The organism is Rhizobium sp. SU303, assembly GCF_021052345.1.
Lineage (GTDB): Bacteria > Pseudomonadota > Alphaproteobacteria > Rhizobiales > Rhizobiaceae > Rhizobium > Rhizobium laguerreae.
This window is the reverse complement of sequence record NZ_CP088095.1, coordinates 1,054,622-1,077,424: the sequence shown is the minus strand read 5'-3', so window position 1 is coordinate 1,077,424 and position 22,803 is coordinate 1,054,622. Positions and strand designations below refer to the sequence as shown.

Sequence of the window (22,803 nt, the reverse complement as noted above, 5' to 3'; positions counted from 1 at the left end):
CGTCTCAGCGGTTTAACGCCCCTCATCGCAGTACAGCATCAAGCCGTTTCGCCAGCGTGTCCAAGGACCGGGTGAAAACCATCCTGTCGTCGAGCGCACGCGACAGCACCAGCGCGCCCTGAATGCCCGCGACCCCCTCCTCGGCGAGTGTTTGCGCCTCCCCCTCAGGGCAGCCTGCCCGCATCAACGCCGAACGCAAGGCGTCGATCCAGCGAATGAAATAATCGCCGATCGCTGCTGAAAACCGCTCGCGGGTCTCGTCAAGCGCAAAGGCGCCGACCAGGCAGATGCGACGACCGGAGCGGAAATAACCGTTCACATTCGTCCACATCGCCGCGATCGCCTGATCGGCGTCGTCCTTTCTCAGCGGCTGATAGATCGCATGTTCGAACCAGGCATCGACATCGGCGAGGACGGCGCCCGCCATCTCCTCCTTGCCGCCGGGAAAGAAGTGGTAAAGGCTGCCCTTGCCGATGCCGGTGCGTTCGGTGATGCGGCTGAGTGACGTGCCCTCATAGCCGAGTTCGCGGAAGATTTCCGCCAGCAGCGTTACGATGTCAGCGCGTTCGTAGACGGTCTTCACCCGCGGCTTCCTTGGCTTGTTTAGAGGCCGAGTTCGGTCAGACCGGGATGGTCATCCGGTCGTCGGCCGAGCGGCCAATGGTACTTGCGCTCCGATTCCCGGATCGGCAGGTCGTTGATGCAGGCGAAGCGGCGTTGCATCAAGCCGGCGGCGTCGAACTCCCAGTTCTCGTTGCCATAGGAGCGGAACCAGTTGCCGCTGTCATCGTGCCACTCATAGGCGAAGCGCACGGCGATGCGATGATCGGTGAAGGCCCAGATCTCCTTGATCAGCCGGTAATCCAGCTCCTTTGCCCATTTGCGGGTGAGGAAGGCAACGATCTCGGCGCGGCCGGTGATGAATTCGGCACGGTTCCGCCAGCGGCTGTCCGGCGTATAGACGAGCGAGACGCGCTCGGGATCACGGCTGTTCCAGCCATCCTCGGCAAGACGGACTTTCTGGGTGGCGGTCTCAAGGGTGAAAGGCGGGACGAGGCTGGACATAGGTTCTCCGGGCGCTCCTGTACTGAACGGTTATCATTGTACTGATCAGTACGATGATTGGCAAGGCGATTCGAGGCGGCGTTTCGCCTCAGAGGTTGGAATGCAGACTCCACCGCAGCGGCAGTGCATCCGGGCGAAGCACGATCTCTTCGGGCGTGAAGCGCCACAGCCGTTCCGCCCGTTGAAAAGTGGCGATCTCAGGCGAATCCAGCAGTACCTCGACCTTTCCCGTCATCTGCAGCATGTCGCCGCTTTCGAAATCGATGAACACCAGCCCCGCCTTCGGGTTGACGAGGAAATTACCGAGCGTGTTGAAGAACCGATTGCCGGGAAAGTCGGGAACGGTCAGCACGCCGTCGGCGCCGACACGCACGAAGCCGGCATTGCCGCCGCGATGGGACACGTCCACTTGCCGCTCGCCATTGTCGCGGTCGACATAAGAGGCGACGAAAAAGGTATCGGCGCCCTCGATCACCCGCCGCGCCCGATCGTCGAGTTGGCCGGAATGAATGGATGGCATCGTCGTGGACATATCGGGATCGCGGACGAAGGCTGAAGAGCGAAGCTGGATATATTGCGGGCAATTGCCGAAGCTCTGGCCGACGCGCACTTGGAAAGCTCCAGCATCCGTCCTGTGGATCACGCCGTTCAGCCGGTTGCGCCGCCGGGTCTCGAGCTGGATGCCGAGCATCGCGATCGCATCGCCATCCTCCATGCCGGCATCGGCAGGATCGGCTGCGTCGCGCGGCAGGCGGACCTCGAGAATCTCCGGCTCCGGTGAGACCATGAAACCCGGACGCTCAGCTCGCACCGTTGCCCAGACATCGCCCTTGGCATCGACGGCGCCGAGCACGACGAAAGGCAGCATCGGAAAGAAGGCGCGGTGCTGCTCCGGCATGGCCTTGCGGACGAAATTCCGTCCCGGCCCGTCCATGCGTTCAGCGACACCGACACTGCGCTGCATGGCGAGTTCACCCACATGCCAGGGCGATGTGGCGTCCTGTCTTGTCTGCTCCAGCATCACGGCCTCCTTTTGGGCACCATTTGGGGAACCGGGACAGCGACGTGCCCCGGCGGCTTCTCACGCGGCAAGGCCGATCTTGGTCTTGCGAAAACCGACGAAACCCGGCAGCGCCTCAATGCGCGCTAGCCAGGCACGAACGCTTGGATAGGCCGAGACATCGACATTGCCCTCCGGCGCATTGGCGATGTAGCTGTAGAGCGCCACGTCGGCGATCACAGGATTGTCGCCGAGCAGGAAGCTGCGGCCGCGGAGCTCCGCCTCGATCAGCGCGAGAATGCGGTGCGCCCGGCCGATCACCTCGTCGGTGCGGAAATCGGCGCCGAAGACGGTGACCAGTCGCGCAGCACAGGGTCCATAGGCGATTTCGCCTGATGCAACCGAGAGCCATTTCTGTATCCGCGACGCGGCCACTGCCTCTTCCGGCAGCCAGTCGGTGCGGCCGTATTTGCGCGCGAGATAGACGAGGATGGCGGAGGAATCGGCAATGACCGTGCCATTGTCGTCGAGCACCGGCACCTGGCCAAAGGGATTGAGCTTCAGAAAGTCCGGCGCCTTGTGAGCGCCAGCCGCCAGGTCGACCTCGACCAGTTCATAGGGTACGCCAAGCAGCGACAGGAACAGGTGAGCCCGGTGGGCATGGCCGGAAAGCGGGTGGTGATAGAGTTTCATGACTGTTCCTCTGGTCTTCCGATCGACGGGACGCGGTTGGCGATGGCCGCTTCGAACCATCTGCGGCGTAATTTATTGCCTTCCACCTGGCTGCAGTAGAATGCTAATCTGGAAGGCATGTTACCAATTCATGGAAGGATAGAATGGACCGCCTCGACGCCATGACCGTGCTTCTTGCCGTTGTCGAACAGGGCAGCCTGTCGGCCGCCTCACGGCATCTGCGATCGCCGCTCGCAACCGTCAGCCGCAAGGTTTCGGAACTGGAAGCACATCTCAACGCTCAGCTGCTGCAACGGAGCAACCGGAAGATCGCGCTGACGGAAGCCGGCCGCTCCTACGTCGAGGCGGCGCGGGAGATTCTCGATCGGGTGGAAGAGGCGGAACGGACGGCAGCCGGTGAATACAGCGCCCCGAAGGGCGAGTTGACGATGACCGCACCGATCGTCTTCGGTCGGCTGCATGTCCTACCCGTCGTGGTGGATTTCCTGAAAGCCTATCCTGACATCAATCTGCGGCTGATGCTTGGGGACCGGCTGTCGAACCTCATCGAGGATCATATCGACGTGGCGCTGAGGATCGGCAACCTGCCTGATAGTAACCTGATCGCCACAAGGCTCGGCGCGATCCGCCGTACGGTCTATGCCAGCCCGGATTATCTGACGCGGCACGCCCTGCCCCGGCATCCAGGCGATCTTGCCGGGCATGACTGCGTGACCTTCGAGGGTATGGCCTCGATGCTGAGTTGGACATTCATCGAGGGGAAACATGATCTCGCGGTGCCGATCCGCTCGCGGCTCGCGGTCAACACAGCCGAGGCCGCGGTCGATGCGGCCGTCGCCGGCCTCGGCATCACCCGGGTGCTTTCCTACCAGGCCGCACGCGCCGAGATGGCCGGGTTGCTGGTGCCGCTGCTCCAAGATTTCGAACCGCCGCCGGCCCCGGTGCATCTCGTCTATCCCGCGCAGGGACTGGTGCCCCTGAAACTGCGGGCGCTGCTCGATTTCGCGACGCCGCGCCTGCGCGCGACGCTAAACAAGTCCTAAAGCGCGTGGCGATCTTTCAGATTCGCCCTCGCGCTTTAGGTCTTTGTTTTACGCATGTCGTTTGCGCAAAACCGCTGCACAGTTTTGCGCGACATGCTTTAGGCGAGCTTGCCCTCTTCCGCCTTGTAGAAATACTGGCTGGCCACCAGCCAGCCCTTCAGCGGCCGCAGCGGCGGAATGCAGGTGGCGAGCATGAAGGGGCCGGTGACCAGAAGCTGCACCCAGATCGGCGCCGAAAAGGCCACCTCCAGCCAGACGCCGAGCAGCACGCTCGGGATGCAGGCGAAGCAGATGACGAAGAAGGCCGGACCGTCGGCCGGATCGGCGAAGGAATAATCGAGGCCGCAGACTTCGCATTCCGGCTGCAGTGTCAGGAAGCCCTTGAACATATGGCCCTGGCCGCAGCGCGGGCAGCGCCCCCTGATGCCGGTCTGTATCGGAGGAAGTGGGGGATATTCCGTGTCCATGACGATCTCGCTTCTTGCTCCGCAAATATTAATACGATCAATATTCGCAATGAATGCATTCAATATAATTACATTATGAGGAAATTACCAGTCAATTTGCCAGAATGCCGCAGAGCTCCCCAGCGCATGCTGGCAGCAAGCTGACTGCAGATTTATCAAGCAGCATTTGGGGCGCAGCCAGGCCTGGCAGCCAGGGCGGATCAGCCGTGAACGTGACGGTTACGCTTCGCCCATGCCCCGATAGATCTGCGCGCGACCGATCTGATCTCGACCGCCTCCGGCTTTCGTCCGTGCCTGATCAGCCCGAGGCGGGGTTCTGCGTCAGAAGAACGACGCCGCCATTTCCGGCGGACCTTCCAGCGCGTGGGCCATGAATTCCAGTGCGCCCTGCAGTTTCTCCCGGGTGATCGGTCCGCCAAGGCAGACACGCACGGCCTCGGGTGCCGTGCCCTCGACTGTGAAGGCATCGCTTGCGACGACGCCGATGCCGGAAGAACGGGTATGGCTGCCGAAGGTGGAGCGGGTCCAGCCATTGGAGAGCGGCAGCCAGATGTTGAAACTGATCGGATCAGCGCGGTAGCTGCCGGCCGGCAGGATGGCGGCGACCATTTGCTGGCGGGCGGCGGCCTCGGCACGGATGAAACGCAGGATCGTATCGGCGGTACCGTCCTCGACCCAGCGGGTGGCGAGCGCCACGGTCAGTGGCGATGCCATGACATTGTTGGCGCGCATGGCGCTGACGAAGGGCCACACGGCCTTGCTGTCGGGCGCCACGACATAGGCAAGTCGCAGACCCGCGCCGATGCATTTCGCCAGTCCGCCGATATGCCAGGTCAGATCGGGCGCTGTTGCGGCGAGCGGCGCCGGGCCGTGCTGCGGAATGAAACCATAGGCATCGTCCTCGACGATCGGCACGTGATACTTGCGGGCAACGGCACAGATCTCCTCGCGACGCCTGGCCGGGATGGTCAGCGTCGTCGGGTTCTGCAGCGTCGGATTGAGATAGAGCGCCTTCGGCTTCAATCTCTCGCAGGCCTCGGCAAAGGCGTCCGGCAGGATACCGTCCTCGTCCATCGGCAGGCCGGCCAGATTGAGCCGCAACTGGGCGGCGATCGAGCGCATGCCGGGATAGGTGATGATTTCCGAAAGCACGGTTTCGCCCGGTTTTGCCAGCAGGCCGAAGATCGCCAGCAGGGCCGGATGGGCGCCGGGTGTGACGAAGATGCGCTCCTGCGAGGGCACCAGCCCGCGACGGCTGAGCCAGGAGGCGGCAGCCTCCTTGTCCATGCTGGAGCCGCCGAAGCCCTGGTAGCGCAGAAGCGGAATGAGGTTCGCCGTCACCGCCGACATGCCCTCGCGCATGCGGGCGATCAGCTCGGGATCATCCGTTTCCGGCGGCATGTTCATCGAGAAATCGACGATCAAGGCGCGGCGGGGATCGGGCGCGGCGTCGGGCGCGAATCCCTGGCGCCCCTTGTCCGCGCCACCGGTGACGAAGGTGCCTCGGCCGACATGCGAATCCACAAGCCCACGCTTCTGTGCCTCGACATAACCTCTCGCCACCGTCGTGAAATCGACGTTCAGCCGCTTGGCGAGTTCGCGTTGCGGCGGCAGCCGGTCCCCAACCACCAGATGCCCGCTGCGCAGATCCATTTCGATCACATCGGCGATCGCCATATAACGCGGACTGCTGCTGCGGCTGAGATCGGGATGCCAGTCTTTCATGTCGTGATCCGTGTCGGTCTGATTCCTGATGAGATTGACCGTATATTGTTGCACAATGCCGCTGTCACGAAAAATGTCGCGCGCCGAGTCCGGAGAACGACGCAAGACGGAATGGCGCAGCTTTTGCGTATGCCTTGATACGTTTTAATGACGGATTGTCGCCGGACTTGACTGCTGTCTGCGCAAATACAATCTGGCACGGCGACCGCGCTGTCGCAGGCCGATTTCGGCAGCGTGTGCGCCAATGACGTGCTGACGATCCGCTCGGCTTGCCGATCGGGCTTTCACCCGCCCGGGTGAGGCGCGAGGACGGCAAGACATCAGCAGCGTCTTCATCGCGCATTGACGACGGTTTGCCGCGCGCTATGGCTTCAGACGTACGCCGCGAAAGCGTCAATGCCGGTCAGCCTTGCCGACAAGATCCACAGGCGTGCCGCCTCCTCGGGATCGGCTGCATGGTCGCTGACGCCGCCGGGTTCTCCATCCGTTGCGCGGATGGCGATATCGCAGTCCTCGCAATAGAGGCCTCCCATACCGTCGAGTTGTGGCGAGGTCGCCGCCCAAACCTGCGTCGCCGCCCCCTGGGCTGGTGTCTTGAATGTCGGATCAATCGGATTGCCGTCTGCATCGATCCAGCCGGCACTGACCATTTCCTCCTTTGCGAGATGGCGCTGCAAGGGGGTAAGGATCTTGCCCGGGTGCAGCGAGAAGGCGCGGATGCCGGTGTCGCGCCCGAGCCTGTCCAGATGCACGGCGAAAAGTGCGTTGGCGGTCTTCGACTGGCCGTAGGCCCGCCATTTGTCGTAACCGGTCTCGAATTGCACATCCTCCCATCGTATGGCCGAGTTGTGATGGCCACCGGAGGAAACCGAAACGATGCGAGCGCCGCGCGAGATCGCCGGCCAAAGGCGGTTGACCAAGGCGAAATGGCCGAGATGATTGGTCGCGAACTGTGCCTCCCATCCGTCGCCGACACGCGTTTCCGGGCAGGCCATGATGCCGGCGCTGTTGATCAGAACGTCGATGCTGCGGCCAGACGCGACCAACCGCTCGGCAAAGACGCGAACGCTTTCGAGGTCGGAAAGGTCGAGCCGATCAATCTCTACGCCATCGATACCGGCGACCGCGCTGCGCGCCGCCTCGATGCTCCTTGCGCCGATGGTCACCTTGGCGCCGGCGCCCGCCAGTGCGCGCGTGGTCTCGAGCCCGAGGCCGGAATGGCCGCCGGTGACGATGGCGCGCTTGCCGGAAAGATTAAGACCGGCCAGAACCTCGTCGGCCGTCGTGTGGGCTCCAAATCCGGAGCCGATGGGGGCTTGTTTGCCATTCATGATAACTACCTTTGTTCTGCGACGTTGCCATCGCTCGGGATGACCGTCGCGAGAATAAGGCGTGGCCTCCAGACGATCCATGCGCTAAAGTCCGGCATCTCTTCGCCATCGTCCGGATTTTTACATGGACCCGTTATCCGATGTTCTCGCATTGCTCAAACCGCGCAGCTATGTTTCCGCGGGGCTTGACGCTGGCGGCGCTTGGGCCATCGATTTTCCGCCCCCTGACGGCATCAAGTTCAACGCAGTGATTTCAGGCGCGTGCTGGCTGAGCGTCGATGGCGTTGCCGAAGCTGTCCGCCTGGAGGAAAGCGACTGCTTTCTGCTGACGAGCCGCCGAGCTTTTCGTCTCGCCAGCGATCCGGCGCTCGAAGCGATCCCGTCCGATGCGATCTATTCGATCGCCCGCGACGGCATTGCGACTTGCAATGGCGGCGGCGATTTCTTCCTGATCGGCAGCCGCTTTTCCTTTTCAGGAGGAAATGCGGACATCCTTCTCGGAATTCTGCCGCCGATCGTCCATGTGAAGAGGGATTCCGATCACGCCGCCGTGCTGCGCTGGTGTCTCGATCGGATGACGCGCGAATTGCGCGACCAGCAACCAGGTGGCTTTCTGATGGCGGAGCATTTTGCTCATGTCATGCTCATGCAAGTGTTGCGCCTCCATATCGCATCGCCGAATGCGCGCGGCGTCGGCTGGCTTTTCGCGCTTACCGACCGGCGGATCGGTGCGGCTATCGGTGCCGTGCATGCCGATCCAGCCCGCAAGTGGACGCTGCAGTCGCTGGCTGAACGGGCCTCGATGTCCCGGTCCAGTTTCGCTCTCCACTTCAAGGAAAAGGTCGGGCTTGCGCCGATGGATTATCTGACGCGCTGGCGCATGCTCCTCGCAGGTGACCGATTGACAAACTCGGCCGAAGCAATTGCCGGTGTCGCCCTGTCGCTCGGTTATGAATCCGAAAGCGCATTCAGCACCGCTTTCAAGAGAGTGATGGGATGCTCGCCGCGGCAATATGGTCGCGCTCAGCCGCCCGGTGCCATGCGAGATAGTCTCAGCGCTCAGTGAAACCTTGATTGGTGCAGGCATCGGAGGGAGGTCGCGCGTTGGCCTGCCAAAATTCCGTCCGATATGGTCTTGCACCCGCCGTCCATTCTCTTACCTATTCAAGGAAGAATGCGCCGGATTTCGGCCTTTCGCGCCGGCGTCTATCGGGATGAAAGTATGAATATCGATCCGATTTTGCGGTCAGTCGTGGCCGTCCGTTCCTCCATTCCGGAAGATGCCTTCACGGCGGAGACGCTGGGCACTGTCCGGGAAGGCAGCGGCGTGGTCATTCGCGACAACGGGCTGGTGCTGACCATCGGTTATCTCATCACCGAGGCCGAAGAGGTCTGGCTGACGACCCATGACGGGCGCGTGGTTCCCGCGCATGCGCTTGCTTATGATCAGGAAAGCGGCTTCGGCCTGGTCCAGGCGCTTGGGGCCCTGAATGCGCCGGCGGTGGATCTCGGCGACGCGGCCACGGCCAAGCCCGGCGATCCCGTCGTGCTGGCCGATGGCATCGGAGAATTCGTCGAGGCAAATATCGTCGCCCGGCAGGAATTTGCCGGCTATTGGGAATATCTGCTCGACGAGGCGATTTTTACGGCACCTGCCCATCCCTCATGGGGCGGTGCGGCGCTGATCGGTTCGGACGGCAAGCTTCTCGGCATCGGTTCGCTTCGCCTGCAGATGAGCCATGGCGACGAGGTTGCCGATATCAACATGGTCGTGCCGATCGACCTTTTGCCGCCGATCCTCGACGATCTCTTGAACCGGGGCCAGGTCAACAAGCCGCCGCGGCCCTGGCTCGGCGCCTTCTCCGCCGAGAGCAATGGCGGCGTGGTGGTCATGAGCGTGGCCGAAGACGGCCCGGCCGCCCAGGCGGGCCTGCGTCAAGGCGACATCATTTCGGAGATCCGCGACGAAGAGGTCGATGGCCTGGCCGATTTCTACCGAAAACTCTGGAGCAGCGGCCCGGCCGGCGCCGAGATTCCCATGCGGATCCTCAGGAACGGCCGGGAAGCCTGGCTGCGCATCAAATCCGCCGACCGCAACAGCTTTCTCAAAAAGCCGCAGCTGCAGTGAGGTCGCGCCAGCGTCGTGAAGGCGGCTGGCGCTCATTCAAGCGGATTGTCCGGGCATCCTCATCCCGTCTCAGAGATTTTCCGGTGTGATCGTCAGGAAGCGCACCGGTTCGGCGCTGACCTCCACCTCGATGAGACCCAGCCTGTTCAAGGCAAGGTCTATCGATCGTCTCGCCTGCACTTCCGGCGCCTGGTCGAGCACGATCGACATGATGCCGCGGCGGAGATAGTCCTGCGTCTCTCCCGTCAATTCGTGGCCGACCCAGAACGGCCGCCCAGCCTTATTTGCCTCGAGCACCCTTGCCACACCCTTGTTGTCGCCGCCTGCACTATAGACGCCGATGATGCCGGGCTCCCGCCGAAGTGCCGCTTGCAGCAGTTCGATTGCATTGTGCTCGTCATCAAGGTCGAACATGACCTCGATGAAACGATGTTCGTTTGAACGGTGGTCTGAGAGATAGGCGGAGAAGCCGCGGATCCGCTCCTTATGGTTCTCATAGGCGCCGCTGTGGCAGAGAGCGACGAACGAACCGGGGCGCTGCGCCAGCATGCCCGACATGTAGTGAGCCGCGGTGCGTCCGGCGGCGTAGTTGTCGATGCCGACATAGGGCAGTTCGGGGGCCGGACGGGTCATGATCTGGACGACGGGAATGCCGAGACCGGCCGCCTTGCGCACGCTGGTGACGACATCGGCATGGTCGGGCGCAACCACGATCAGCGCCGACCGGCGTGCCGTCGGGTTGGCGATGTAGCGGGCGAATTGCGCCGGTTCGTTCTCGCGGACGAAGGTGCGGTGAACGACAATGCTGTCGTCGAGCGAGGCGGCAATGCGCTCGAACGCCCGGTTCAGACGCGAATAAAAACTGGTCTCCGGACGAACGAGGATCACCTCTATCCGGATCAGGCCGCGATGGGCGACCGGCAGGCTTTGCCGGTATTCAAGCCGTCTTGCCGCCAGGAAGACTTTCTCCACCGTCTCCGGCCGTACGCCGCCGCGGCCGTTGAGGACGCGCTCGACGGTCGCGGTGCCAACGCCGGCCTGCGTCGCGACATCCTTCAAAGTCACCTTCATCAGGGCTCATCCACTCCCAAAGCTGCCACAACAGAGCATCGGTCTGCTGTGCGGTCAATGATCAAATTTGATCAAGGAAGCATTGGAGCATGGGGGCACTGCAGCAGTATCGTGCTGGCAATCCGGGAGGAGCACCGGACGTCCGCAACAAACGAGATCAAGGATCACCCGCCGGCCCGATGCGGCCGAAGGATGACGGAGGAACCAGATGAAGATCGCACTCGACCCGCATATGCACCGTCACCTCAATCTGCGCGACCTCTGCCGAAAGGCGGCGGAGCTTGGCTATGAGCATATCGAGCTTTCACCGCGCGACGATTTTCTGCCCTGGTGGGTGCGCCCGCGGGCGCACAAGGAACGCATCGCGGAATTCAAGTCGGCCCTGAAGGATCACGGCGTCCAGCTCGCTTCGATCCTGCCGATGTATCGCTGGGCGAGCCCGCATGAGGACGAGCGGCAGGCGGCGGTGCGCTACTGGAAGGAAGCGATCGCGATTTCGGCTGAGATGGGCTGCGATACGATGAATTCGGAATTCGGCCGCGGACCGTCGCCGGATCGCAGCCACCGCGCCAGCTGCTGCGGCGGCATGCATACCCACGAGCACAGCGAGGCTGCCTGGTGGCGCTCGATGGAGGAGCTCGTTCCGGTGTTCGAGCGCGAGGGCGTCACGCTCAACATGGAACCGCATCCGGAAGACTGGTGCGAGACGCTGCATCCGGCGATCGACATGCTGAAGACCATCGGCTCGAAGAACGTCAAATTCCTCTATTGCGCGCCGCACACCTTCTATTTCGGTGACGACATGGCGCGGATGATCCGCGATGCCGGCCCGCTGATCGCCCATGTGCATGTGGCCGATACCTATAACCACAAGGCGTCATCCGGGCTGCGCTACATCAACAATCCGCCGGGCGCGAAGGTCACCATCCATCAGCACATGGATATGTACCAGGGCGAGATCAATTGGGATGTCTTCTTCTCCTCGCTCGCCGCGGTCGGGTTCGACGGCATCATCACCGCCTGCGTCTTCGGCTGGGAGGAGCGTGCCGATGATTCCGGCCGCTTCATGCGCTCCGAAATCCAGAAATATGTCGACAAGTACTGGCCCGGGAAACTTGGCTGATCGTCAACATCCGCTCGGGCACCCCACTTTTCAGGAATAAAACCGTGACCATCACGATTACGACAGCCCCCTGCTGCTGGGGCGTTGATGACGTCAACAATCCAAACCTTCCCGCCTGGGAACGCGTCTTCGACGAGGCGGCCGCAGCCGGCTATGGCGGCCTCGAACTCGGACCCTACGGCTACGTGCCGCTCGATGATGTGCTCGTTGCAAAGGCGCTCGCCGAGCGCAACCTCTTCATCGTCGCCGGCACGATCTTCGACGATCTGGTCTCTCCTGAAAACCGGGAGACATTGCTGCGACAGACGGAGGAAATCTGCGCCATCATCACTAGGCTGCCGCAGCCGGAACAGGTGGCGGGCCAGCGGTTCAAGACCCCCTATCTCACGATCATGGACTGGGGGCACGACGAACGAGACTATGCCGCCGGCCATTCCGATCGTGCGCCGCGTCTCGACGACAAGGCTTGGGCCGGGATGGTCGCGAACATCACGGCGATCGCCGAACTCGCCCAGCGCAAATACGGCGTGCGCGCCGTCATCCATCCGCATGCGGGCGGCTATATCGAATTCGCCGATGAGATCGAGCGGGTGGCAGGAGACATTCCGCAGGAGACCGCCGGCTTCTGCCTCGACACCGGCCATAGCTACTATGCCGGCATGGATCCGGTGGAGATGCTTCGCCGCTATGCCGACAGGCTCGACTACGTCCACTTCAAGGACATCGACCAGACCGTCTTCGACCGCGTACTTGGCGAGAAGATCCGCTTCTTCGATGCCTGCGGACAGGGCGTCATGTGCCCGATCGGCCGCGGCGTCATCGACTACCCCGCCGTCAAGCGGACGCTCGAGGAGATCGGCTATCACGGCTTCATCACCGTCGAACAGGAGCGCGATCCGCTCAATGTCGCGGGCAGCCTCGAAGATGTGAAGCAAAGCCGCGATTACCTCAGGTCGGTCGGGTTTTAGGGAAGATAGCATGACGAATGACAGGAGAAAGCCGATCCGCTGGGGCATGGTCGGCGGCGGCAAAGGCAGCCAGATCGGCTATATTCATCGCTCGGCGGCGCATCGCGACGACGTCTTTGCCCTCGCGGCAGGCGCCTTCGATATCGATCCGGAACGCGGCCGCGCCTTCGGCCTCGATCTCGGACTCGACGAAGCCAGGAGCTACCGGGACTATGCGGCGATGTTTGCGACTGAGGCCGGGCGGGCCGACGGCATCGAGGCCGTGTCGATCGCAACACCCAACAACACCCATTTCGCGATCTGCAAGGCAGCACTCGAACATGATCTGCATGTGATCTGCGAAAAGCCGCTCTGCTTTACGACCGCCGAGGCTGAAGAGCTGAAGACGCTTTCCCAGGCGCGCGGCCGTATCGTCGGCGTGACCTATGGCTACGCCGGCCACCAGATGATCGAGCAGGCGCGCGCGATGGTCAGGAATGGCGATCTCGGCGAGATCCGCATCGTCAACCTGCAATTCGCCCATGGCTTCCATAGTGCTGCGGTAGAGGAGCAGAACCCCGCGACGCGCTGGCGCGTCGATCCGAAATTCGCAGGTCCCAGCTATGTGCTCGGCGATGTCGGGACCCACCCGCTATATATCGCCAAGGTCATCCTGCCGCACCTGAAGATCAGGCGGCTGCTCTGCACCCGCCAGAGCTTCGTCAAAAGCCGCGCGCCGCTCGAAGACAATGCGGTGACCCTGATGGAATATGATAATGGCGCGGTCGCCACCATCTGGTCGAGCGCCGTCAATGCCGGCTCCATGCACGGCCAGAAGATCCGCATCGTCGGCTCGAAGGCCAGCATCGAATGGTGGGACGAGCGGCCGAACCAACTGTCTTACGAGATCCAGGGCGAACCGGCCCGCATTTTCGAGCGCGGCATGGACTATCTCTATCCCGAGGCCAGAATCGACGACCGGATCGGCGGCGGTCACCCGGAAGGTCTCTTCGAAGCCTGGGCGAACCTCTATCGCCGCTTCGGCTTCGCCATCAACAGAGAGCGCGGCCTCGCCCTTGCGGGGATCGAAAAGCTGGTCTTTCCCGATGTCGATGCCGGACTGGAAGGCGTGCGCTGGGTCGAAAACTGCGTACGGTCCGCCGACGCCGGCGGGATCTGGCTGGACTATCGCTAGGCCGTGAACTGCGGTGCGGTGCTGTGCTCAGATAAGCGGGTCGTCATCTTCCGCCGCTTGCGGCGCGCGGCGACGCGTGCTGTCGTTGGCGGCTTTCTTAGGCCCCTCGGCGGCTGCCTCGCGGATTTTCTTGACGCTTTCGCCGGCGTCTTCTGCGGCTGGCTGCGGGTCGTTCTTTTTCACGAAACGGATCATGGGTCATTTCCTGCTTCAACAGTGGGAGCGCTCCGCACATATATCGGAGCGCTCAGGAAAAACGGTGTCAGACGGCAAGCGCCGTGGCGCAGCCTTGAACACTTCGGCTATCGGGTGAGGTTTGCCCAGGCATGGTCGCCCAACCGCCGGCTTCAACGAACTGACGCTGCTTGTAGCCTTCGGTAATCGCCTTGAACTCGATCAGTTTAGCGCTCGCATCCGGCGCCGCCTTGAATCGCTCGACGCAAATGGCCGACGCCAGTTCTCCGCGTGCGGTGTCGCCGGCGGCGGCTGCCGCCTTGCTTGATGTGCCGCCTGTGACCCAACCTCCCCAGCTGAAGCCGATGATCATCGTGGCGATCGCCGTGACGACGCAGGCCCAGACGAGAAGTGTCTTGGATGGCTGGTAACTGTCGAAACGCTGAGTAATCGACGTCTTGCTGCTGCTCTGTACGGACATTGGAATTCTCCCTGTCTGTTGTTCGGGTTGTGCCGTCCGGCTGCGCCGGACCGGTTCAGGCTGGCCTTAGAACAGGATGATCTTAGGCCGGGTCGGCCTAAGATCTGAATCCTGTTCTACATTAAGTAGTTAGAGCATGATGTCGCCCGAAAACCGCTCACACTTTTCGGCATCATGCTCTAGTATCCCATAGCGCCCATGCCGCCATTTCCGGCAGCAGGCGCAGAATCTTTCGCGGGAATGTCGGCGATCATCACCTCGGCGGTGATCAGCAGCGCCGCGATCGAACCGGCGTCCTGCAGAGCGGTGCGCACGACCTTGGCAGGATCGACGATGCCGGCCTCGATCATATCGACATAGGTCTCCGTCTGTGCGTCGAAGCCCTGATTGTGATCATTGCTGTCGGCGAGTTTGCCGACGACGATGGAGCCTTCGAACCCGGCATTGTCGGCGATCTGCCGGATCGGGGCTTCGAGCGCCCTGAGCACGATCGAGATGCCCGCCGTCACGTCGGCGTTCTCCCCGGTCAGGCCCATGAGCGCCGACTTGGCGCGCAACAGTGCCACGCCGCCGCCGGGCACGATGCCCTCTTCGACCGCCGCACGGGTGGCGTTCAGCGCGTCGTCGATGCGGTCCTTCTTTTCCTTGACTTCCGTCTCAGTCGCGCCGCCGACGCGGATGACCGCGACGCCGCCGGCAAGTTTCGCCAGGCGTTCCTGCAGTTTTTCCTTGTCGTAGTCGGAGGTGGTGTCTTCGATCTGCGCCTTGATCTGCTGGATGCGCGCCTGGATGGCCGCTTTCTCGCCAGAGCCGTCGATGATCGTGGTGCTTTCCTTGTCGATCAGCACGCGTTTGGCGTGGCCGAGCATATCGAGCGTGACGTTCTCGAGCTTGATGCCGAGATCCTCGGAAATCATCTGGCCGGCGGTCAGCACGGCAATATCCTCCAGCATCGCCTTGCGGCGATCGCCGAAGCCCGGCGCCTTGACGGCTGCGACCTTCAGGCCGCCGCGCAGCTTGTTGACGACAAGCGTCGCCAGTGCCTCGCCTTCGACGTCCTCCGAGATGAGGAGCAGCGGTTTGCCGGTCTGTACGACGGCTTCCAGGATCGGCAGCATCGCCTGCAAACTGCCGAGTTTCTTCTCGTGAACGAGGATATAAGGCTCCTCCAGTTCCACGCGCATCTTCTCGGCATTGGTGACGAAATAGGGCGAGAGATAGCCACGATCGAACTGCATGCCCTCGACGACATCGAGTTCGGTTTCGGCGGTTCGCGCCTCTTCGACCGTTATGACGCCCTCATTGCCGACTTTGTCCATCGCCCTGGCGATCATCTCACCGATGGTGGCGTCGCCATTGGCGGCAATGGTGCCGACCTGGGCGATCTCGCCTGACGATTTGACCTTCATCGCCCTCGCCTTGATTTCCTTGACGACGGCGATAACGGCGAGATCGATGCCGCGCCTGAGATCCATCGGATTCATGCCGGCAGCGACGAGCTTTGCACCTTCGCGGAAGATGGAGGCGGCGAGCACCGTTGCCGTTGTCGTGCCGTCGCCGGCAAGATCATTGGTCTTCGAAGCCACCTCGCGCACCATTTGCGCGCCCATGTTCTCGAACTTGTCTTCGAGCTCGATCTCCTTGGCGACGCTGACGCCGTCCTTGGTAATGCGCGGTGCGCCATAGGCCTTGTCGATGACGACGTTGCGACCCTTCGGGCCAAGCGTCACCTTGACGGCGTTGTTGAGCAATTCGACGCCGCGCAGCAGGCGGTCGCGCGCGTCGGTGGAGAACCTGATTTCCTTGGCAGACATGATATTTCTTCCCAGTTCGGTCTTGAGTTGCGGGTCACAAATTCGACCCTCAGGCGGCTTTGCCGGCAGCCGCTTCGGTCTTTTCGACGATGCCCATGATGTCGGTCTCCTTCATGATCAGAAGGGTTTCGCCATCGATCGTGACCTCGGCCCCCGACCATTTTCCAAACAGAATGAGATCACCGACCTCGACATCGAGCGGGACGAGATTACCGCCTTTGTCGCGCAGGCCCGGGCCGACTGCGACCACTTCGCCTTGCTGCGGCTTCTCCTTGGCGGTGTCTGGAATGATGATCCCGCCCTTGGATTTGACATCGCCTTCCGCACGCCGAATGACGACGCGGTCGTGAAGTGAACGGAATTTCATAGAGGTCTTTCTGCTGCCGGCGCGTATGGCGGCAGCAATACATAAATAGCACTCGTGGCACTCGATTGATAGGAGTGCCAAGAAATATTGTTCACGCAGCGGATTTCTTTAAAAATTCAGGAAATCAATTTGAACGGATATTTTGTAATAATCGGGAAATTAATAGAATTTTTGCGCCATCGCGCTCAATTTTATTTAACGTGTCGTCGAGTTAATTTAGCGTTTTTCATAGATAAATCCGAATTATCTTGATTTAAACTCAATCGAAGCGCAATGATAGGCCTCGTCGATTTGGCCGACTTGGCTTCGCGGTGTCAGAGACCTACGACCCGCCATCACCACTGAATTATCGATAGCAATCTATGACGTCGTTCCGGCGTCGATTTCGCCTATTCCGATCCGGAATGAGCTTGGCTCTGACCGCGGATGTACCGGCAGCCTCGAGTTCGTCCGGATCGGATCTCAACGATACAGGAAACGCATCGGTGTCTTCCTGCGGAGGCCTCAGCCGTGACAAGTCGCACCACACAAACCGTCGTCCGCTTTTCATCCCCATTCCGCCTGCCCGGTTTCGACGGGGCGCAGCCAGCCGGAGAATACCGTGTCGATTATGACGAGGAATTGATCGATAGCGTTTCCAGGCTTGCCTGGCTAAGGGTCGGCGCCTTCATCCACCTGCCGGCGATCGCCGCGCAGAGTTCGACGCAGCAGATGATGCCTATCCACCTGTCAGATCTCGAAACCGCGCTCGAAAAGGACCACAAACCGTCATGACCGCTACGCGCATCCCGCAACGCAATGGACGCTCGATCCGGCGCGAGGCAGCAACACATATCTTCAAGGTGGGGCAGACCGTCCGGGTGAAGGACGGGTTCTTAGTCGTTCCCTCCAAGCTCCCCGACACATACCGCATTACCGCCACGCTGCCTCTGAGAGGAAATGTGCTGCAATACCGCATCCGCAGTGACGATGAACGTCATGAGCGGGTCGCGACGGAAGACAGCCTGGAACTGGTAACCCTATCGCCCGCCGGCAGCGGCGCAACACTGATCGAGAGGACGTTTGGCCATGGCCACGGCCCGAATGACGAAAGGTTGACATCGTGAACAGCCATGAAGACGAAGCCGAACGAAGACGGAATGCCTTTGCCGTCGGCACATGGGAAAACAAATGTGGGGCTTCCGGCCGCTACTCCATGGAGATCGAACACGACCGCCGGATCGAATCCGCCCGTTCGTCGACCGTCTATCGTGTCTCAGCAGGCGTTCCAGTGCATGCCGACCGTGCCATGATCGGCAAGAGCCGTTCGCAGGCCGGGAAAGACATGATGTCCTTCAATCTTCTCAACATAGGATACCGGAAGGAATGGCTCAGGCTGTCGGACGCCGCCCGGAGTGCTCGTAAGACCCCGCCGGTTCAACCATGGCGCTAGCCTTTCTGAACCAAAGCCGCAGCTTCGATGCGGCGAGAAATGCTGTGCGCTTCGTCGGCCATGACGGCATGTTCCAGGTGTTGTTCTTCATCGAGGTTGGCGCGCTGGCGAAATCCGACATGACATTGCAAAGAACCGAGCCTTCGGAAACGAGGTGGCTTTCGGCGTTCGACGCCCTGCGCAACTCCATTCAGGACGTGGCACACAAAGCCTATTCCTACCGCCGCCGCGCCTTCTATACTCTAACTGCGGCGGATTTCCGCTAGGCGGATCCGGACGCGCGGGAACGCTCCATGTTGATCCGTTACGGCTATGAAATCACGCTGACCTGCCCGCAGCCGACCGCATTGGTATGCCTGTTGTCGGTTCATGACGATCGTGCGGCCGACATCAGAATTCCGGAAACGGTCTTCACCACCCCTGATGTTCCCACTTCGACTTATCGCGACCTTTTCGGCAACCGCTGTCTTCGGCTGGTTGCCCCGGCGGGCGACCTGACCATATGGGGCGATGCGACGATCGAAGACGACGGCAAACCCGACAGCTATCTGGCAGGCGCCCGCGAAATCCCGGTTTCGGAGTTGCCGGACGATTGCCTTAACTACCTGATGGGCAGCCGCTATTGCGAAACGGACCGCCTCAGCCAGATTGCGTGGGATATGTTCGGCACGGTCTCACCCGGCTGGGGCCGCGTTCAGGCGATTTGCGACTTCGTCCACGGCCATATCCAATTCGACTACATGCAGGCGCGATCGACGCGGACAGCCTTCGAGGCGTTCCACGAACGTATCGGCGTCTGTCGCGACTTCGCGCATCTCGCGGTGGCGTTGTGCCGCTGCCTCAACATTCCAGCCCGATATGTCAACGGCCATCTCGGCGACATCGGTGTTCCCGTCGTCGACCCGATGGACTTCAGCGCCTGGATCGAGGTCTTCCTCGACGGTGCATGGCATACATTCGATCCGCGCAACAACACGCCGCGGATCGGTCGTATCATCGTCGCACGCGGGCGCGACGCCGCCGACATACCGCTCATCAATTCCTTCGGACCGCATGTGCTGAAGGCGTTTCGAGTCTGGACCTATGAGGTGACGAACCTGCAGCAGATGCAAAGCGTCGCCGAGAGCGCTGTTTAGAACGAGACCTGGACGGATGCGGCAATGTCCGGCCTCAGGCTTTGCCGCCGGCGCCAGCTGTCGCAGGATTGCCTCTCCCACACACTTTGACGCGACGTGCTTTAGAACGGCGGTTGAAAGATGTTGGCGTCGTGCCATCTTGGGTACGAGCAGTCATTAGCTGAAGATAGGGAGTTTCGCAGTCCATGTTCGATCATATTTCCATCGGCGTAAAAGACCTGGAAAGAGCCCGCCGTTTCTACGATGCGGCGCTGGCGCCGCTTGGATATGAGCGCCTGGCCAATTCCGACACCATGATCGGCTACGGCCCGGAAAGGGTCGGGCTCTGGGTGATGCAGGTCGACCAGCCTGTTGTTGCCGACATGCGATCCGGGCTGCATTTCTGCTTCGTCGCGCCTGATGAGGCCGCGGTCGATGCCTTTCACGCGGCCGCCGTTGCATCCGGCGGCACGGATAATGGCGAACCAGGTGTGCGGCCGGATTATGGGCAATTCTATTACGCCGCCTTCATCATCGACCCGGACGGCTATCGCCTCGAAGCTTATTTCCACAAAGGCGAACTGTAAGGGACCGTCAGGCAGCGGCTCTCGGAATGGATACGCAGCAGCCGGAAGCTTCGAGCGCTTTATTGGCTACATCGATGAACAGGCGACGGAACCAGCGCGCCCGGCCGTCCGTCTGGTCGACTCGGCGATAAAGCATCGTCACGGGATCGGCCGGCAGCGAAAGCGGCGGCTCGCAAAGCATCAGCCCATGTAACTGCGCCATGCAGCGACCGATCGATTCCGGCACGGTGGCAATGGCGGGCATCGCCTTCAGCACCATCGGCAGAGCGGAAAAGCGCGGGACGGTCGCCACCACCTGTCTCACATCGCCGGTGCGGTTCAGCGCCATGTCGATACCGGTCGAGGTGTTGCCTTCGAACGAGACGGTGACATGCGCGACATTGGCGAAATCCTTGAGGCTCAACGGCGCCTTCAGCCCGAGCTGAGCTTCATCGTAGATGCAGATCGAGACTTGGTCGAACAGCGGCGCGCGAATGTGCCAGGAGGCGGGCTCGTCGTGCATCGCGACGCTGAAATCGAAAACGCCTTCATCCAGCCGGCGTGCGGCATCGCGCTTTTCGGAAGCGATGCCGATCAGCCGGGCGCCGGGTGAAAGCTTTAGAAGACGGGCGGCAAACGGGCCGAAGAAAGCCGATTCGAGATTGTCGCACATGCCGATGCGGAACTCGCCCTGCCAGCTTGCCGGATCGAATTCGGCCTGCGGGCGGATGGCGCGCTCGATGCCCGACAGCGCATCCTCGATCGCCGGGGCGATGGAAAGGGCGCGCGGCGTCGGCTGCAGGCCACGGCCGACACGTACGAACAGTTCGTCGTCCAGCGCCTCGCGCAGGCGCCGCAAAGCAGCCGACAGGCCCGGCTGGCCGAGCAGCAGCCGCTCGGCGGCGCGACTGACATTGCGCTCCTGCATCAGCACCGAAAAGGCCAGCAGGAGATTGAGGTCGATCTTGCGAAGAGTGGCATCATTCATCATCGTCAGTAATACCTGGCATGGCTACTATCAATTTGCAATAGGAAAGGAAGCTGTACATTTTCTCGTTCCCTGCCGTCCGGCAACCTCCCCCGATGAGGCGGCAGCAACGAAGGAACGATTTCGATGACACTTTCCAAATCGCGAAGCGGGGCGGGGCTGGCACTGCTGCTGCTCTGCACCGCCAATTTCCTCGACGCCATGGACGTCTCCACCATCGGCGTTGCCTTGCCTGCCATCCAGGCCGAACTCGGCATGGAGGCGACATCGCTGCAATGGGCCGTCAGCGCCTATGTGCTCGGCTATGGCGGCTTCCTGTTGCTCGGCGGCCGGGTCGCCGACGTCTTCGGCCATCGCCGCGTCTTCCTCTGGTCGCTGGCGATCTTTGCCGCCGCCAGCATCGCCGGCGGCTTCGTCGATAGCGGGCCGACGCTGATTGCCGCCCGCTTGATCAAGGGCATTGCCGCCGCCTTCACTGCGCCCGCCGCCCTTGCGTTGCTGCTCTCCGTCTTCGGCGAGGGAACCGCACGGGCAAAGGCGCTCGGGGTCTTCGCCTCGACCGGCGCCACCGGCTTCGTGCTCGGCATGGTGCTCGGCGGTGCCGCGACGATCTTCAGCTGGCGGGCGACGCTCGTCATGGGCGCGCCCGTCGCCATCCTGACACTCCTTCTTGCGCCGCTGGCGCTGCCGGCCGACCCGAAAAGGACAGGACCACGGCCGAGCTTCGACTGGGCCGGCGCGCTGACGATCACGCCCGGACTGCTGCTCTTCGTCTTCGGCATCACCAATGCCGCAGCCGCCGGCTGGCAGGCCTTCCCGACCTGGGGTTCGCTCGCCGCGTCGCTGGTGCTGATCCTGCTCTTCCTCGTGGTCGAAGCGCGCCATGCCGATCCGATGGTGCCGCTCGGCATGTTCCGCCGAGCCAAGCTCCGGCATGCCAATGCCATCGCCGCCCTCTTCCAGGGCGCCTATGTCGGCTTCCAGTTCCTGGCGACGCTCTATTATCAAAACGTCATCGGCTGGTCGGCCTTCACCACCGGCTTCTGTTTTGCGCTTGGCGGCGTCTTCGTGATGTTCCTGGCGCCACGTTTTGCGACGCTCGCGCAAAATCGCGGCGCCACCGGGCTGATGGCGGCGGGTGTCGGCCTGCAAGCGTTCAGCTATGTCTTCTGGGTGACCGCACTCGGACATGTCGACCCGATCCTGCTCGTGCTGTTTTCGCAGATCCCGCTCGGCCTCGGTTACGCCATGACCTACCCTTCAGTGCAGGTCGCGGCCCTTTCCGACGTGGAAGACGATAAGTCGGGGCTCGCCTCCGGACTGCTCTTCGCCTCCTTCCAGATCGGCGGCGGCATCGTGCTTGCGGCGGCCTCGGCAGTCTTCGGCGCCGCGCCGCATTTCGGCTGGGACCCCTATGTCGCCGGCATCGCCTTCGTGGCGCTGCTTGCGGTGGCGATTACCTTGCTTGCAGCCGCCGGTCCGCGGACATCGGCCGCCCGGAGACCCAGCTATCAGGCGGCGGAATGACGGTCATCAGCCCGCACCCTGACCGGTGCGGGCTACTCATCAACCGGAGCGATATCTGCAGCAAGAATCCCGTTGCGTTGCCTGGTTGAAAGGCGCATGGTCGCAACTTCGGCAGCCAGTGTACGGGCGCTGCCGACTGAGGGTTTTTATACCCTTGCCCCGATGAAAGGAGGACCGATGTCTTCCACTTTCGAAAAGTCGCATCTGACTTCGTCCGATCTCGACATGCTGCAAGGCGTGCTCGACGACGCCGGCTACGACGCCAAAATTCTGATCGGCAACGAACGCGTCTTCAACGTCGCGGCCATACTGCTGATCAGGCTGTTCGAAGAGGGCGTCACCTCGCCGGCCATGCTCTCACAAGCGCTCGAACACCATTTCGGCAAGCTGAAGACGCCGCCGAAACCGATAACCCCCGTCTTTAATCGATATGCGATACAGGGATTGCCCCGCGAAAGACGCGTCGCCGGCTAGAGCATGATGCCAAAAAGTGTGAGCGGTTTTCGGACGACATCATGCTCTCACTGATGTTCTAAAGCGCGTCGCGATCT

The 22,803-nt window shown here is 61.9% G+C and carries 27 protein-coding genes; 14 read left to right on the top strand and 13 right to left on the bottom strand.

The window, feature by feature from the left end:
- Positions 1-22 precede the first annotated feature (22 nt).
- The 4 genes from RlegSU303_RS05470 to RlegSU303_RS05455 form a co-directional block, all read right to left on the bottom strand.
- Positions 23-583 (bottom strand): TetR/AcrR family transcriptional regulator, encoded by a 561-nt coding sequence (locus RlegSU303_RS05470; protein WP_131622006.1) that lies wholly within the window; start codon positions 581-583, stop codon positions 23-25.
- Between the two features lie 20 nt (positions 584-603).
- Positions 604-1,065: a nuclear transport factor 2 family protein gene (locus tag RlegSU303_RS05465; RefSeq protein WP_017963583.1), complete on the bottom strand. Its 462-nt coding sequence runs from the start codon at positions 1,063-1,065 to the stop codon at positions 604-606.
- A gap of 88 nt (positions 1,066-1,153) precedes the next feature.
- Positions 1,154-2,086, bottom strand: a complete 933-nt coding sequence (locus RlegSU303_RS05460; RefSeq protein ID WP_231283558.1) for a pyridoxamine 5'-phosphate oxidase family protein — start codon at positions 2,084-2,086, stop codon at positions 1,154-1,156.
- A gap of 60 nt (positions 2,087-2,146) precedes the next feature.
- Positions 2,147-2,758 (bottom strand): glutathione S-transferase family protein, encoded by a 612-nt coding sequence (locus RlegSU303_RS05455; protein ID WP_131622010.1) that lies wholly within the window; start codon positions 2,756-2,758, stop codon positions 2,147-2,149.
- Between the two features lie 143 nt (positions 2,759-2,901).
- On the opposite strand from RlegSU303_RS05455, the gene RlegSU303_RS05450 reads away from it, so the two are divergent.
- Positions 2,902-3,801 (top strand): LysR family transcriptional regulator, encoded by a 900-nt coding sequence (locus tag RlegSU303_RS05450; RefSeq protein WP_131622012.1) that lies wholly within the window; start codon positions 2,902-2,904, stop codon positions 3,799-3,801.
- Between the two features lie 98 nt (positions 3,802-3,899).
- Here the strand turns inward: RlegSU303_RS05450 and RlegSU303_RS05445 are convergent, their stop codons facing one another.
- From RlegSU303_RS05445 to RlegSU303_RS05435, 3 genes are all read right to left on the bottom strand, one after another.
- Positions 3,900-4,268 carry a DUF983 domain-containing protein gene (locus RlegSU303_RS05445; RefSeq protein ID WP_017990843.1) on the bottom strand — a complete coding sequence of 123 codons (369 nt, stop codon included), beginning with the start codon at positions 4,266-4,268 and terminating at the stop codon, positions 3,900-3,902.
- A 321-nt stretch (positions 4,269-4,589) separates the two neighbouring features.
- Entirely contained in the window at positions 4,590-5,993 is a 1,404-nt protein-coding gene (locus RlegSU303_RS05440) for an aminotransferase-like domain-containing protein (RefSeq protein WP_131629176.1), read from the bottom strand.
- 371 nt (positions 5,994-6,364) lie between these two features.
- Entirely contained in the window at positions 6,365-7,324 is a 960-nt protein-coding gene (locus tag RlegSU303_RS05435; protein ID WP_131629175.1) for an SDR family NAD(P)-dependent oxidoreductase, read from the bottom strand.
- Positions 7,325-7,448: 124 nt separating this feature from the next.
- Here RlegSU303_RS05435 and RlegSU303_RS05430 point away from each other — a divergent pair, with 124 nt between their 5' ends.
- The gene (locus RlegSU303_RS05430) at positions 7,449-8,390 is read left to right on the top strand and encodes an AraC family transcriptional regulator (RefSeq protein ID WP_131629174.1); all 942 of its coding nucleotides are present in this window, start codon (positions 7,449-7,451) and stop codon (positions 8,388-8,390) included.
- 156 nt (positions 8,391-8,546) lie between these two features.
- Entirely contained in the window at positions 8,547-9,452 is a 906-nt protein-coding gene (locus RlegSU303_RS05425; RefSeq protein ID WP_026158598.1) for a S1C family serine protease, read from the top strand.
- Between the two features lie 69 nt (positions 9,453-9,521).
- On the opposite strand, the gene RlegSU303_RS05420 is transcribed toward RlegSU303_RS05425, so the two are convergent.
- Positions 9,522-10,523 carry a LacI family DNA-binding transcriptional regulator gene (locus RlegSU303_RS05420; RefSeq protein ID WP_222283472.1) on the bottom strand — a complete coding sequence of 334 codons (1,002 nt, stop codon included), beginning with the start codon at positions 10,521-10,523 and terminating at the stop codon, positions 9,522-9,524.
- A gap of 208 nt (positions 10,524-10,731) precedes the next feature.
- Between RlegSU303_RS05420 and RlegSU303_RS05415 the strand changes: the two genes are divergently transcribed.
- The 3 genes from RlegSU303_RS05415 to RlegSU303_RS05405 are packed head-to-tail and all read left to right on the top strand — an operon-like array spanning position 10,732 to position 13,788.
- Positions 10,732-11,646 (top strand): sugar phosphate isomerase/epimerase family protein, encoded by a 915-nt coding sequence (locus RlegSU303_RS05415; RefSeq protein ID WP_231283557.1) that lies wholly within the window; start codon positions 10,732-10,734, stop codon positions 11,644-11,646.
- 44 nt (positions 11,647-11,690) lie between these two features.
- Positions 11,691-12,614, top strand: coding sequence for a TIM barrel protein (locus RlegSU303_RS05410; protein WP_231283556.1), 924 nt, complete (start codon positions 11,691-11,693; stop codon positions 12,612-12,614).
- A 10-nt stretch (positions 12,615-12,624) separates the two neighbouring features.
- Complete coding sequence (locus RlegSU303_RS05405) at positions 12,625-13,788, top strand: Gfo/Idh/MocA family protein (protein WP_222351852.1); 1,164 nt, start codon at positions 12,625-12,627, stop codon at positions 13,786-13,788.
- A gap of 27 nt (positions 13,789-13,815) precedes the next feature.
- Here RlegSU303_RS05405 and RlegSU303_RS05400 read toward each other — a convergent pair whose 3' ends face one another.
- The 4 genes from RlegSU303_RS05400 to RlegSU303_RS05385 form a co-directional block, all read right to left on the bottom strand.
- Entirely contained in the window at positions 13,816-13,983 is a 168-nt protein-coding gene (locus RlegSU303_RS05400; protein ID WP_017959667.1) for a hypothetical protein, read from the bottom strand.
- Between the two features lie 67 nt (positions 13,984-14,050).
- A complete protein-coding gene (locus RlegSU303_RS05395) occupies positions 14,051-14,443 on the bottom strand; it encodes a hypothetical protein (RefSeq protein WP_222283475.1) in 393 nt (130 codons plus the stop codon).
- 179 nt (positions 14,444-14,622) lie between these two features.
- Positions 14,623-16,257: a chaperonin GroEL gene (groL, locus tag RlegSU303_RS05390; RefSeq protein WP_231283555.1), complete on the bottom strand. Its 1,635-nt coding sequence runs from the start codon at positions 16,255-16,257 to the stop codon at positions 14,623-14,625.
- Between the two features lie 49 nt (positions 16,258-16,306).
- Positions 16,307-16,624 carry a co-chaperone GroES gene (locus RlegSU303_RS05385; RefSeq protein WP_168293887.1) on the bottom strand — a complete coding sequence of 106 codons (318 nt, stop codon included), beginning with the start codon at positions 16,622-16,624 and terminating at the stop codon, positions 16,307-16,309.
- A 510-nt stretch (positions 16,625-17,134) separates the two neighbouring features.
- On the opposite strand from RlegSU303_RS05385, the gene RlegSU303_RS05380 reads away from it, so the two are divergent.
- The 6 genes from RlegSU303_RS05380 (at position 17,135) to RlegSU303_RS05355 (ending at position 19,758) form a co-directional block, all read left to right on the top strand.
- Positions 17,135-17,398: a hypothetical protein gene (locus tag RlegSU303_RS05380; protein WP_003546697.1), complete on the top strand. Its 264-nt coding sequence runs from the start codon at positions 17,135-17,137 to the stop codon at positions 17,396-17,398.
- The gene (locus RlegSU303_RS05375) at positions 17,395-17,730 is read left to right on the top strand and encodes a hypothetical protein (protein ID WP_017959662.1); all 336 of its coding nucleotides are present in this window, start codon (positions 17,395-17,397) and stop codon (positions 17,728-17,730) included. Before RlegSU303_RS05380 ends, RlegSU303_RS05375 begins: the two co-directional genes overlap by 4 nt.
- Positions 17,727-18,056 (top strand): hypothetical protein, encoded by a 330-nt coding sequence (locus RlegSU303_RS05370; RefSeq protein ID WP_017959661.1) that lies wholly within the window; start codon positions 17,727-17,729, stop codon positions 18,054-18,056. Before RlegSU303_RS05375 ends, RlegSU303_RS05370 begins: the two co-directional genes overlap by 4 nt.
- Positions 18,047-18,322 (top strand): DUF1488 domain-containing protein, encoded by a 276-nt coding sequence (locus RlegSU303_RS05365; RefSeq protein ID WP_017959660.1) that lies wholly within the window; start codon positions 18,047-18,049, stop codon positions 18,320-18,322. The genes RlegSU303_RS05370 and RlegSU303_RS05365 overlap by 10 nt, the downstream gene beginning before the upstream one ends.
- Before the next feature lie 27 nt (positions 18,323-18,349).
- Positions 18,350-19,192 (top strand): transglutaminase-like domain-containing protein, encoded by an 843-nt coding sequence (locus RlegSU303_RS05360; protein WP_017959659.1) that lies wholly within the window; start codon positions 18,350-18,352, stop codon positions 19,190-19,192.
- Positions 19,193-19,377: 185 nt separating this feature from the next.
- Positions 19,378-19,758: a VOC family protein gene (locus tag RlegSU303_RS05355; protein WP_094086385.1), complete on the top strand. Its 381-nt coding sequence runs from the start codon at positions 19,378-19,380 to the stop codon at positions 19,756-19,758.
- A gap of 7 nt (positions 19,759-19,765) precedes the next feature.
- Here the strand turns inward: RlegSU303_RS05355 and RlegSU303_RS05350 are convergent, their stop codons facing one another.
- Positions 19,766-20,728 (bottom strand): LysR family transcriptional regulator, encoded by a 963-nt coding sequence (locus tag RlegSU303_RS05350; protein WP_017959657.1) that lies wholly within the window; start codon positions 20,726-20,728, stop codon positions 19,766-19,768.
- Between the two features lie 123 nt (positions 20,729-20,851).
- Here RlegSU303_RS05350 and RlegSU303_RS05345 point away from each other — a divergent pair, with 123 nt between their 5' ends.
- Positions 20,852-22,252, top strand: coding sequence for an MFS transporter (locus tag RlegSU303_RS05345; protein WP_131622033.1), 1,401 nt, complete (start codon positions 20,852-20,854; stop codon positions 22,250-22,252).
- A gap of 96 nt (positions 22,253-22,348) precedes the next feature.
- A complete protein-coding gene (locus RlegSU303_RS05340) occupies positions 22,349-22,726 on the top strand; it encodes a hypothetical protein (protein ID WP_017959655.1) in 378 nt (125 codons plus the stop codon).
- The last annotated feature ends 77 nt before the right edge of the window (positions 22,727-22,803 follow it).